Raw genomic sequence first — 12,590 nt, forward strand, 5'->3', positions numbered from 1 at the left:
TCTGCTATACGCAAAGGATGATTTTTTCTTATATTATGACGCTTGCTTTCCTTTTTCAGCATCATCCACATACCAAATGAACTTCCCTGTATATCCGTATATAACAGCTAGCGCTAATGACACAAAACTCATCCACATGAATGGAATATATGATAATGTTGCAACACCTAGTATACCAGCCATGAAAATCCCGTTATCAGACCACGGAACCATACCTGAAGTTAGCGTTCCACCCACTTCTGAATTACGAGCCAATATACGACGATCTAGTTTTAATTTGTCATAGCTTTCTTCCATAATTTTCGGTGTTAAAATAAGTGATACGTACATTGCACAACCAAAGACGTTTGCTAAGAAGGCAACGATTAATGTAGACAACGTTACATTTCCTGCAGAGTTTAGTTTCTTCTCAAATTTTGATACGATTACTTTTAAAACACCTAGTTTTTCAAGTAACCCTCCGAAACCTAATCCAAAAATAATAACAGCTACTGAACTAAGCATACCATTGATTCCACCACGATTTAGCAACTTATCAATGAAGTCCACGCCTGATTCTATAGAGAAACCGTTATATGCTGTTCCAATTGCATCACCAAAGTTCATACCCTGGAAAAGCGTTGCCCAAATTGCACCAAGAAGTGCCCCCATTGCAATTGTTGGCATTGATGGTTTTTTCATCGCTAGTAGTGCAATAACAATAACAGCTGGAACAAGCATCCAAATTTTAATATCAAATTGCTTTAATAATTCCTCTTTTAAAAATCCTACTTTGTTTAAATCAACATTATCTCCACCATACATCCAACCAGCAACTGTAAACATAATACTCGTAATAATATAGGCTGGAATATCTAGTACAAGCATCGCACGGACGTGTGCAATAACATCTACTTTTGCCATTGAAGCAGCAAGTACTGTACTATCAGAAAGTGGAGATAACTTGTCCCCAAAATATGCTCCTGAAAGTACTGCTCCGGCAACTAATGGAAGTGGTAAACCAAGACCTTCACCGATTGCCATCATAGCAATACCAGCTGTACCAACTGTTCCCCACGATGTCCCTGTCGCAACTGAAGTAATGGAGCAAATAATTAAGGTTGCTAATAAGAATATACTCGGATGAATAAATTCTAATCCGTAGTAAATTAATGTTGGGACAACACCGCCAGCAATCCATGTCCCAATTAGTGCCCCTACAGCAACTAAAATAAGAATAGCTTCTAATCCATTGGCAATTCCCTTTGTAATTGCATCTTGCAATTCTTGATAACGAAACCCTAACCTTATTCCAAGCGCAATTACTAAAAACCATGAAATAAATAGCGCTAATTGAATCGGTAAGTTAAAGATCGTTTGAAAGGAAAAAACGACAGCAAGAAACAGTAATAAAAGAATGATGATTTCTGGAATCGATGGTAACCTTACACTTTTCATTTGCTTCTCTCCTCACAAGTTGATAACATGATGTATGTCGTCTTACGTGTATAATATACAATAAATAAAGACAAACTTTAATTTTCACATTATTCCGATTTGTTTTTTTAGTATAATAAATATACAACCTTTTCTATTGTAAAAGTATAGCCAGCATTTCGCAATGAAAATAATAAAAAACATTGTATTTTTATTTATAATTTACTAAAACACTCAATCGAACTACATTATAATTAGAATATTATTTTTGAAAGTATAAAAGCCCTCTATACTCGGTATAGAAGGCTTTTGGGGATTACTGTACGAGATCTTTCTTTTTAAAATCATACAGACTTAATGAGAGGAACAGTACAAAGTGTATGAATAAAATTCCTATTCCTAGCAACACACCTTCATGATTCAAAATGTTCTCATGAAACTTTGTATAGCCGAAGATGAAATACGGATTAAGAGATAAACCGAAACTTCCAATAATATTCATCGCTAATAATAAACCAACGCCAATCCCAATTGCATTTGCTGTACTATTCATTTTTATCGAAATATACATGACAATCGCTGCAACAGCAAGTAAAAATAACAATGTTGCTCCATTCATTTGAAGAAGAACTCCGATTCCTTTAAATATTGATAGTTCTACCTTTCCATAACTAGGATGCTGCAACACAAAGTGCTCTCCAAGGCCAAATAAATAGGAACCACTTATAGTAGAAACGATAAAATTAAATACTAAAAAGAAGACGATGATAACGCTTAATGCTACTAATTTACTAAGTATTAAGGAGTTCCTTTTCATTCCTTGTAACAATGGTAATTTTAATGTTCCATCTCTATATTCATCTGTTATACTACTCGCCGCCAATACAATAATATATACTACTAATAAGAAACTCGATATCCCATCTAATGTAATAACACTTGCCGAAAATCCATTTAATACAATTTCAGGAACAGGTGGTACGTTTAAATTTGCAGGAATATTATCTTTAATCGTATCCATATTGGATATCATATTCTTTGTAGATGCAAGTGTAGCGATTACATAAAGAATAGAAACAGCAATAAACACATACATTCTTTTTCCAGAAAATATTTTTATTAGTTCATTTCCAACCATTTTAAGCATAAACCATCCCACCTTTTACTGTTTCAAAGAATAAATGTTCTAAAGAGCCTATTTCTTGATCGAGATTCTCTCGTTTACAATCCAATAATAATTTTCCTTTATCTAAAATAAGAAATCGTGTACATACTTGTTCAAGCTCATGTAAAATGTGACTTGATATAAGAAGTCCAATTTTCTCCTTCTCTGCTAACTCTGTAATCATTGCTCTCATATCCCTAATCCCTTGTGGATCTAATCCATTTGTCGGCTCATCCAAAATTAATAACTCAGGATTTTTTAATAAAGCCATTGCAATTCCAAGACGTTGTTTCATTCCTAATGAATATTCTTTTACCTTATCTTTAGCTCGTGCTTGTAGCTGCACAAGATTGAGTACCTCCCAAATTCTTTTCTCTGGTACATTATTTAAATTAGCTACCAACTTCAAATTTTTATATCCTGAAAGATTCCCATGAAAGCTTGGGTTTTCTACAATCGCTCCCACCTTCTGCATTGCTTGACTAAATTCACTGTCAATACTATGTCCACCAATTGTTACTGTTCCACCATCACGATGAATTAAATTTAAAATCATGCGAATTGTTGTTGTTTTACCAGCACCATTTGGTCCAATAAACCCTACAATATCACCTTCGTAAATTTGAAAATTCATATCCTCTACAACAGTTATATTTCGGAATGCCTTTTGGATTTGATTCACGTCCAAAAGGATGCGTTTCTTATTCATTATAAAACCTCCTAAGTTAATTATTTTTCTTTCCCTAATCTTTTCACCTGGTAAATTTTTTTTGTTATACTTAGAAGTTAAAATTTCATCATTTTTGCACGTAAATCCTTTTCTTAAGCACGTGAAGAGCGTAATACAACGCATGGATCAACTTATCCGTAATATAACATTACGCTAAAGCAGACGTTGAAAAATGTTTGTACTACTGGGGAATTAGCATCACTGTATTTTAGCCCCCTCTCTTCAATATCCATATAAAGGAATATTTTCTAACTTTAACTACATATTATCATTAAGTATTATTTATTGCAAGGTACTGTTTTATATCTTTTTGTATATTTCTGAAAACAAAAGGCATACACCTTATGATAAAACAAGTGTATGCCTTTCTCTTTATTATTTTATCCTTGCTCTTCATACATTTTTTGCAAGTTCTCTTTCTGCTGAAGCACTGCATGAAACTCATCACTATGCCCTTTTGGAAATAAAACTCCTAATCCATATGAATGCTTAAATTCAAGGTGAGGATATTGGGCCTTTAACTCATCCCATAATTTATAAACACCAAAATCACCGCTTCTTACTGCAATGTCATGAAATAAGACGATACCGTTCTGCGAAACTTTCGGAAGCCAAGTATGGTAATCATGAGAAACTGCTTCATACGTATGATAACCATCAATGTGCAAAATATTTATAGACTCATCTTCAAATGTATTCACAGCTTCGTCGAAAGTAGAGCGCAACATTGTCGCTACATCAGAAAAACAATTTTCACTTACCTTCTTCACTATGAGATAAATCCCTTCGCCATAAGCACCTGTATGTGGATCCCCTGCCCAAGTATCGATTGCAAAACATTTAGTCGAAAGCCCATGATCTTTTGCACCTTGGCAAAAACTAAAAAATGAAGCACCATAATGCGTACCTAACTCCACTATTTTATTCGGTTTAACAAATCTCACTAAATCGTATGCGAAATTCATATGACCAATCCATGCGGATTGACTATAAATCACTTTATCGTAAATATCTAAATTAAATACCGGTTTATACGTAGTCCACCTCATCATTCGTTCCCCTTACATATATTATTTTACACAACACAATGACCGAAGTTAAAAAATTTGATTTATTGCTATTTCTATTCTTTCCAAACCCATATTATGAATCTCAAAATCACAATTATTGAGCGAAAGAATCATATACATATGGATCTTTCGGTTTTTCAATTTTTTCAACTTCGTTTACTTTTATAAGTTGTTTCATCTAGTACTCCTGTTATCTTCACCCATGTTTCTTCCGGAAAATTCTCGATTTCTTTTCTAAAAGCAATCATTACTATTCCAATAAAGAAAAAAACAAACATTAGTGAACCTATTCCTCCCTTTACCGTTGCCTCATAATACAATGTAAAAAAACAAGATGGTTCCTTAAAAGGCTTCCATCTTGTTTTCATTTATTTTGTAGATTGATTAGGCTTATTTATTACAGCCCCCCATATAACAATTACAATTGTACTTATAACAACAAAAATTCCATAACTAATTCCCGCAGCATCACCCATTGCTTCTAATCCAAATGGCAACAAAGCTGTAAAAATCCCTATTATGTAAGAAAAAATCCCTGATATTTTTGCAAGTTTTTCTTTATCCCCTACAAACGTCTCTTCTTGATAGCCTGCAATAAGAAATAACCTCTTTTTTATGTGAATCTGGTATCCCAAAATGATAATTAGCAAGCCGGCTAAAAAACAAATGATAAATCCACCGATCATTCCATCCTCCCCTTTACAATATTTTACCATAATTATACCTACCACTTACCTTTTGAATATTTAAAAATTCTGTTTATTTTTAATTTCATTTATGATATATTGCATATTGTATTTAATATTTCGATTAAATTTCCTTTCTGAAAGGAGGACCTATTTATGGATTCAGGAAGATTAAAAGGCATAATCATGGTTATTACAGGTGCTAGTCTATGGGGATTATCTGGGACTGCTGCACAACAACTTTTTCAGCATGAAAATGTTTCTACAGAATGGTTGGTTACAATTCGGCTACTTATATCTGGAAGTATTTTGCTCTTATTCTCTTCATTTAGTAGTAAAAAATCAGAAGTACTCGGCATTTGGAAACAAAAGACCGATGCAAATAAAATGATTCTGTTTGGATTATTAGGTATGCTCGCGGTGCAATATACATATTTTGCATCTATTCAGGAAGGCAATGCTGCCGTTGCAACATTATTACAATATTTAGCTCCTATATTTATAACTGTGTACCTGATCTTCAAATGGAATATTCGTCCTACAAAAATCGATTTTATTTCAATCGCACTCTCTTTAATCGGGACTTTCCTCTTATTAACAAATGGATCTATCGATAATTTAGCTATTTCAACACCAGCTATCATTTGGGGCATTTTATCTGGTCTGTCACTCGCGTTCTATAGTCTTTATTCAAAGGAATTATTAGAAAAGTGGTCTTCAGCTGTCATTGTTGGATGGGGAATGATTATTGGGGGCATCGGTGTAATCGTCCTACACTTTCTTTCTACAAACGAGTTTATCTTATTATCCGGCATGAAATATTTACAGCCTAACAATCTTTTTCTCATTGCATTCGTTGTTATTTTTGGTACACTTATTGCTTTTTATTTATATTTAGATAGTATTCGCTACCTTACACCGAAAGAGACGACGCTATTTGGTTGTACAGAGCCACTTGCAGCTATTATTTCTTCTATTCTCATTTTGCATGTGCCATTTCAATCATTTCAATTATTAGGTGCTCTTTGTGTTATCGTAATGGTACTTGTACTAAGTCAAAAACCAGATGAAGGAAAAGCAAAACTACGACTGCTTGAAACGAAACAACAAAACATAAAATGAACGGAGCTGTTTCATTATGCCTATCCCTCAAAACTATCGAAAGCAAGAAAGAGTATCTGCGAAATCGCTCGTTTTACATCAACTACAAAATTGGATTATTGAAGGTGTTTTACAACCTAATGAAAAAATACATGACGGAGAATTAGCTGAAGCTTTAGGTGTAAGCAGGACACCTGTTAGAGAAGCACTCCAAGTATTAGAGCTTTCTGGCCTTGTAGAAATGGTTCCAGGTCAAAAAACGAAAATCGCGCCTATAAAGCTAGAAGATATATCTGTTATGTATGAAACAATCGCTGGTCTTCACACGATTGTTGGCAAACAAGCCATTCACCAAATAAAAGAAGCTAACTTAATAAGACTTTCTGAAATAAACGAGGCATTTCGAACTGCCATAGATGAAAAAAATTCAAAACAAGCATTACACTTAGATATACAATTTCATAATACAATTGTATCCATCGCTAAAAATCCATATATCGAGCCATTCTTAGCAAATATACAACTTCATGTATTACGTCTTGAATACCTTTTTTTCCAAAACTTCATCCCTGCGCGCCAATCGATTGAAGAACACAAATTAATCATCGAAGCATTAAAGAACCAAGATACCACACAAATCGAACAAATCATGTCCCAAAACTGGTTACGACCAATGAAAGAAATCCAAAAAATAATCTCTATGAAATAATGAAAAGAGCTGCTTACGTATTTTCTCAACGCAAACAGCTCTTCCTTTATCATTCTATATGACTATGCACGAACCCCAGCATATTTTGTAATGTCTTTATACTCTTTTTCTAGTTCCTCTAAAGAAAGCTCGTATAATTGTCGATCAAGAACTTTAAACACGCCTACCTTAATTAACTGATCGATTAACCGCCTCTTACGATTTTCAACAGCAAAACGGAGTTGACTACTCATCTTAAAAACCCCTTTCTACAACAATTGAAAATGATAATCCTTATCAATTACCACTTTAATTATAAAAGATGATATTTTAGAAGTAAAGTAATATAGTGAACTATTTACCTTACAAACTGTTTGTGGCCACATTATATATATGTATGTCGCAAGGAAAGGTTTATGACACTCTTTATCATCTTTTTTCTTTCATAATGTGCATCTTTGATGCAAACATCACTTCCTAATAAAAATAAAAGGCTATCTTATTTTTTCATAAGACGCCCTTTTACTTCTGTTATTTCTTTAATTCAATCACAATATCCTCTAAAACGACTTTTTTATTTTTCGCTTCTTTTTGCGGGACTGTAATTTTTCTCTCCTTACCATCAACCATCTCCACCCCGCCGTAATTTTCAGGCGTTCTGGTTCGCAAATTCACATGAGGCGTCACAATCAATTTCGTTGCATTTTCATTCAGCTTTTGAAATGTTGTACTCCATTGACTTTTATTCGGCTCTGCTTCTGTACTTGTTCCTCCGTTCCCTTCTCCTGCATATTGATTACCTAAATCGTCTCTCACTTCTAACTCAACATCTGTATCATCCCATTCTTTTAACAATTTCTTGGCATTCTCTTGATTGTAAAAAATGATAAATGACATCGGTGTCACTTCCATTTTCTCTAAACTTACTTTTACTCCTTCTTTTGCTGAACTTCCACCGACCTTTACTTCTTTACTATCCATCGCTTTTAAAGTAAGAGCAAAATTCCAATTCCCTTTCATTTCTTTTTTTTCGTCTAACATATGTATTTGTTCTATATTCCATCTCAGATTTACAACGTCTTTTCGCTTACTATTATGATGGGTACCTGTAATCATACCTACGTACTTTTTATCTGCTACTTTAGAAATTTGAGAACTTCCTCCCATTCCATCTGAAGTCATCATATCTAAGTGACCAAATACACTCGGATTCTCTCCTAAATCTTTATCACTTTCAATAGAATACGTTATTGTTACAGTTCTACCATCAAAAACAGCATCATTAATCGTTATTTTAACTCCGTTGCTTTCTCTCGTCATATTTAACTCAGTCGAAAACTCTTTATAATTTTCATATAGCCCTGTTCTACCATTATCTAAAAATCGGAATATATCACCTACTATAGGAAGCCCTCCAGCGTATGTAGGAAATCCAATACCAAGGGTTGCAACTGACAACCCTACTAAAACAGAGGCGGCAGCGATACCTTTTTTCCAGGTTTTCATCTTTTTCTTCGTACGTATAGATTGTTTTAAGTTATACTTCACCTTTTCTTTTTCGATTTCAGAAGCCTCAATTTCCTCTAACTCTTTTTCATCTATTTTAATATCATTTAATAGCTCATAGATATCTTTCATATTACACTACCCCCTAAACTAAGATTCGTAGCATTTTTTTGTAGTTTCTTTTTCCCCCTATAAATCCGGTTATCTATAGCAGATCGCGTTAAACCAAGTTTTTCTCCAACCTCTTCCGTCTTAAACCCGAGAAGAAATTTCATAATAAAAATCTTCTGATCGACCGGTTCTAATTGATTGATTAACTTTATAAGCTCCTCCCGATCTTCCATTATAATCAATTCATCTTCTATCGAGTTTTCTGTATTAAAATCAAAATCATCTGATGTAACTTCAACTCTTCTATTCGCTTTTCTGTAATAATCAATTGCCTTGAACTTAGCAATTGCTGCAATCCACTTTTTAAAATCATCTGCATCCCCATGGAACTTGTTTGCGTTATTCCAAATTGATAGAAAAATATCATTGATACATTCCTCAATTAGTCCATTGTTTTTTAAAGGTGCGAGAACTTTATGCGTTACTCCTTTTACTAATGGCAAATATGCATCAACAATGAACTCTAGCGCATCTTCTTTTTGCCTTTGCAGCCTTTTTATAAAATTTTTCTGATTCGATCTCATTTCACAATTCCCCTTATTTTGTTGTAAAAGCTTTTACACCTTATATAACGTACAAGAAAATATTTTCTCTCATTTTTTTCTAATTTTAAAATCCAAAATTCTCAATATAGTGATTTACAAATAAAAAAGCGCATTATTGTTCTTATAACAAGCTCATCGTTTTCACTTGAAATACCTTCTATATTTTTGCCGAGAAGATTCCCCACTATTTCAAATGATAGATGATTGTATAATTTCATTACTTTCATACTAAAAAATGTTTAATAAAAAGAAAGAGAGCTTACAATCTATATATTATAAGCTCTCTTTCTTTTTATTAATTTGCGCGTTTTCGATTTTCTGTATCAATTGACCAACCAATAATGGTCGCACAATCTCTTCCCTTCCATTCAAGCACATTTTCTAATGCATGTTCAATGTGTAAACAATCTTCTTTATATAACACTTCAAGTAACGATTGCTCATCACTAAATGTTTGTTTATCACACTCTAGCACACCGTCTGTTGCCAAAACAATATGGTTCATTCCCTTCTCTAATCCACGAACCCCAGAAGTGAAACATGGCGTGTTAGCCGCAAATACATTTTTTCTTCCAATGTACTCGTGAAATTTACGCTTATTTAATCTCCCTTTTCCATTTTGTAATTGCTCCGGATGAAATAAATAAGCAAAACACTCTCCTACTGATAACCAATATAAAAACTCACCTTTTCGCAAACAAATCAAGCAAGCTAATTCTTCAGTTCCTTGTTCACTTTTCTCAATAAATAATTCATCTGTAAATAACGCTAATAAATACATATGTGTATGATGAAACGCTAGATGAATGGGATATGAGAATAATTCTTGTAACTTCTCTTTTCTTTCAGAAATTGCTTCTATTATATATTGTATATTTTTCGTTTTATGATGAGCATCAAAGATCATAACAAATTCAAATTCTAATTGTGAGTCCCACCAAGCTAATACCGCATCTCCTCTTTCATATGCATCGCTCTCTTGACTCCCGCCATATACGCCAACTGAAAGAGGACCGCATTTTTCAACATGTATTTGATCTAAATACAACTTTTCATGACTGATCCATTTAAATGTATGCACTTCAATCATCCTCTCTCTTGCTATGTGTATGCCCTTACACTAAGAGTACCTTATATTTCAAGAAAAATAAACATTTTCAATATTTTCATATAAAATTGAAAGGATTTATATCTTATCTGACGAATATATCGTATTATAAGATATAAATAACGAACGGAGGAACGTAACCTTGCAGAATATGAATACACATTGGGAAACCATTTATTATCATTTAAGATATGAATACGACGACAATCTTTCTCACCAAGCAATTCGAATTCTCCAAATCATTTCTCGAGAACATGAAACCACAATTGGGAAGATTGCTTCTGAATTAACCTTATCTCATAACACAGCATCTGAACATATTAAACGCCTGATTCAAAAAGGCTTCGTTATGAAGGAGCGAAATAAACAAGATGAACGAGTCGTTAATCTAACATTGACTATGGAAGGGATCCAAGCTTTAGCAAAACATACATTACTAGATGAAGAAAAATTAAAGATATTACAAAAACAGCTTTCAGCAGAAGAACAACAATTAATCGAAAAAGCTTTTTCATTACTGGCAAAGGAGTCAAAATATGCATTTCCTCGTTAAAATCATCATCTCTGCTTTCATTATCGGCGGTGTAACTGAGTTTGCGAAACATTATAGTACACTTGGCGGTTTCATAGCTGCCCTTCCGCTTATTAGTTTACTCAGTTTGTTTTGGATTTCTGTAGAAGGTGGGAGTAAACAAGACTTAAGTCAATTTACTTTAGGAGTATTATACGGATTTCCGGCATCAGCACTCCTATTATTTATTGTTTATCTTGGATTAAAAAATTCTTTTTCGTTAAGTACCTCTGTACTATTCGGCATTGGTATTTGGTGTATCGCATTTGCTTGTCAAAAAATATTTCAATCGTAGAGGAGAATTACGATGAAGCATTTTGTAGAAGTACTTGGAAAAAAGATAGAAGTTTGTACAAAAGGAACTGGTTCTCAAATAGTCGTGATTCAAACAGGAATGGGCTGTTCTTTTTATGATTGGATGCCAATTGCAGAAAAGCTTGCTCTCAATTATAAAGTTATTCTCTTTCATCGCCCTGGTTATGGAAAAAGTGAACTGGATGACGAGCTACGTACGACATTACAAGCGGCAAAAGAAGTGCACGAATTATTACATGTGCTCGCTATTCGACAACCGCTTATTTTAGTTGGTCATTCTTATGGGGGATTATGTACACAACAGTTTGCTATGTTGTATCCGGAACAATTAAAAGCTGTGGTTCTTGTTGATTCTACTTCTATGAACTTACAGCGATTAGATGATCTTGATTTACCTGTCTCAAATAAAACAGATTCAGATGATATATGGCTACAAAAATATAAGAGTTATTCCAATATGGATTCAGATTCACTTCATGCAGAGTAAGTCAATATGGTCACTTACCATCACATAAACAAAAACAATATAGGGATTTCTCGACCTCACCGTTATTATATAAGGCTACTGCTTCTGAACTTTCAGAGTGGAAAACTTGTGCAGAAAGAATGAAACAACTTAAAAGAACATTAAAAACTCCATTTGTAATTATCGGGAGGGATCCAAATTACTCCATCGAGCAAATGAATAAAGGTGGTCTGCCTTATGAAGAAGCCATAAAACTTGAAGATGTTTGGCAAAAGCTTATTCAAGAACAACTTATGCTCTCTCAAAACAGTCGGTATATCCTTGCTCAAAATGCTGGTCATGGAATTGAAAGTGACCGTCCTGATATCATAATTCATGCCATTCATTCTTTACAACAAAGTGATATACATAACGTTAGAAACAATGCAAGTTCCAAAGCGAAATAAAGTGAAACTTTAATTAGTGGGGGTTTTCTTCGCCCCTCCACTGATTATCACCCCTCACGAATCTGGCTTTTACGAGCAGCCCGACTCCCATCTAACTTCTTTGCATTTGCTGAATTTTGAGGTGGAAGTCTTACTACCCGCAAATAGCGGGATAAACATGTAAAAAAGGAAAGCAGCCTTCACTGCTTTCCCTCTCATCTATTCATAATCTTCTTCGTCATCATCATCATAATACGCGTTTCCATTATTCACATATATAGGTCCATTAGCAACATCAACACGAAGTACCCATGCCCAAGGTACAGCTAATCGTTTATGTAACGCGCGCCAAAACTCCATTGACTTTCTTTCATACTCCTGGAACTCCCGGAGCATTTCTTTATAGGAGGAACCGTCTAACTGAACATTTGCTTCTAATAAGCGAGAATAGGCATAGTGCTGTAATTCTAGTTCCGCAGCAACTTCTATTTCTTCTGGTGTTGCCATACCAATGATTGTGCCATCTGGCGGAACAATTTCATATACATTATGAACTTCAATAAGCCCTTTCTTCTCTTCCTCAAACATGTAAACAGCCTCCTTTTTTTATCCATTTTTTTATGGTAC

14 protein-coding genes and 2 pseudogenes are annotated in these 12,590 nt (G+C 34.1%); 5 read left to right on the forward strand and 11 right to left on the reverse strand.

The window, feature by feature from the left end; all coding sequences use genetic code 11:
* Positions 1-33 precede the first annotated feature (33 nt).
* The 6 genes and pseudogenes from nhaC to ACX5JI_RS12660 form a co-directional block, all read right to left on the reverse strand.
* Positions 34-1,437, reverse strand: a complete 1,404-nt coding sequence (gene nhaC, locus ACX5JI_RS12635; protein WP_459501392.1) for a Na+/H+ antiporter NhaC — start codon at positions 1,435-1,437, stop codon at positions 34-36.
* A 295-nt stretch (positions 1,438-1,732) separates the two neighbouring features.
* The gene (locus ACX5JI_RS12640) at positions 1,733-2,563 is read right to left on the reverse strand and encodes a DUF2705 family protein (RefSeq protein ID WP_459501393.1); all 831 of its coding nucleotides are present in this window, start codon (positions 2,561-2,563) and stop codon (positions 1,733-1,735) included.
* On the reverse strand, positions 2,556-3,290 hold the full coding sequence (locus ACX5JI_RS12645; RefSeq protein ID WP_459501394.1) for an ABC transporter ATP-binding protein: 735 nt from the start codon (positions 3,288-3,290) through the stop codon (positions 2,556-2,558). Before ACX5JI_RS12645 ends, ACX5JI_RS12640 begins: the two co-directional genes overlap by 8 nt.
* Positions 3,291-3,691: 401 nt before the next feature.
* Entirely contained in the window at positions 3,692-4,360 is a 669-nt protein-coding gene (locus ACX5JI_RS12650; RefSeq protein ID WP_459501395.1) for a class I SAM-dependent methyltransferase, read from the reverse strand.
* 115 nt (positions 4,361-4,475) lie between these two features.
* A pseudogene (locus tag ACX5JI_RS12655) lies at positions 4,476-4,629 on the reverse strand (TIGR03943 family putative permease subunit); the annotation flags it as partial.
* A 120-nt stretch (positions 4,630-4,749) separates the two neighbouring features.
* Positions 4,750-5,067: a DUF3784 domain-containing protein gene (locus ACX5JI_RS12660; RefSeq protein ID WP_459501603.1), complete on the reverse strand. Its 318-nt coding sequence runs from the start codon at positions 5,065-5,067 to the stop codon at positions 4,750-4,752.
* Positions 5,068-5,223: 156 nt separating this feature from the next.
* Here ACX5JI_RS12660 and ACX5JI_RS12665 point away from each other — a divergent pair, with 156 nt between their 5' ends.
* Entirely contained in the window at positions 5,224-6,189 is a 966-nt protein-coding gene (locus tag ACX5JI_RS12665; RefSeq protein ID WP_459501396.1) for a DMT family transporter, read from the forward strand.
* A 16-nt stretch (positions 6,190-6,205) separates the two neighbouring features.
* On the forward strand, positions 6,206-6,877 hold the full coding sequence (locus ACX5JI_RS12670) for a GntR family transcriptional regulator (RefSeq protein WP_459501397.1): 672 nt from the start codon (positions 6,206-6,208) through the stop codon (positions 6,875-6,877).
* Positions 6,878-6,939: 62 nt separating this feature from the next.
* Here ACX5JI_RS12670 and fbpA read toward each other — a convergent pair whose 3' ends face one another.
* The 4 genes from fbpA to ACX5JI_RS12690 all read right to left on the reverse strand — a co-directional run bounded on the left by fbpA (position 6,940) and on the right by ACX5JI_RS12690 (position 10,168).
* The gene (gene fbpA / locus ACX5JI_RS12675) at positions 6,940-7,110 is read right to left on the reverse strand and encodes a Fur-regulated basic protein FbpA (RefSeq protein WP_459501398.1); all 171 of its coding nucleotides are present in this window, start codon (positions 7,108-7,110) and stop codon (positions 6,940-6,942) included.
* 277 nt (positions 7,111-7,387) lie between these two features.
* A complete protein-coding gene (locus tag ACX5JI_RS12680; RefSeq protein WP_459501399.1) occupies positions 7,388-8,494 on the reverse strand; it encodes a DUF4179 domain-containing protein in 1,107 nt (368 codons plus the stop codon).
* Positions 8,491-9,057, reverse strand: a complete 567-nt coding sequence (locus ACX5JI_RS12685; RefSeq protein WP_459501400.1) for a sigma-70 family RNA polymerase sigma factor — start codon at positions 9,055-9,057, stop codon at positions 8,491-8,493. Before ACX5JI_RS12685 ends, ACX5JI_RS12680 begins: the two co-directional genes overlap by 4 nt.
* Before the next feature lie 316 nt (positions 9,058-9,373).
* On the reverse strand, positions 9,374-10,168 hold the full coding sequence (locus ACX5JI_RS12690) for a PP2C family serine/threonine-protein phosphatase (protein ID WP_459501402.1): 795 nt from the start codon (positions 10,166-10,168) through the stop codon (positions 9,374-9,376).
* A gap of 169 nt (positions 10,169-10,337) precedes the next feature.
* On the opposite strand from ACX5JI_RS12690, the gene ACX5JI_RS12695 reads away from it, so the two are divergent.
* The 3 genes and pseudogenes from ACX5JI_RS12695 (at position 10,338) to ACX5JI_RS12705 (ending at position 11,984) form a co-directional block, all read left to right on the forward strand.
* Positions 10,338-10,739: a MarR family winged helix-turn-helix transcriptional regulator gene (locus tag ACX5JI_RS12695; RefSeq protein WP_459501604.1), complete on the forward strand. Its 402-nt coding sequence runs from the start codon at positions 10,338-10,340 to the stop codon at positions 10,737-10,739.
* Positions 10,723-11,052: a DUF3147 family protein gene (locus ACX5JI_RS12700; protein ID WP_459501403.1), complete on the forward strand. Its 330-nt coding sequence runs from the start codon at positions 10,723-10,725 to the stop codon at positions 11,050-11,052. The genes ACX5JI_RS12695 and ACX5JI_RS12700 overlap by 17 nt, the downstream gene beginning before the upstream one ends.
* Before the next feature lie 12 nt (positions 11,053-11,064).
* Positions 11,065-11,984, forward strand: a pseudogene (locus tag ACX5JI_RS12705) (alpha/beta hydrolase).
* Between the two features lie 198 nt (positions 11,985-12,182).
* Here the strand turns inward: ACX5JI_RS12705 and ACX5JI_RS12710 are convergent.
* Positions 12,183-12,551 carry a hypothetical protein gene (locus ACX5JI_RS12710; protein WP_459501404.1) on the reverse strand — a complete coding sequence of 123 codons (369 nt, stop codon included), beginning with the start codon at positions 12,549-12,551 and terminating at the stop codon, positions 12,183-12,185.
* Positions 12,552-12,590 lie beyond the last annotated feature (39 nt).

The sequence above is a fragment of the Bacillus sp. C1 genome, from assembly GCF_054570475.1.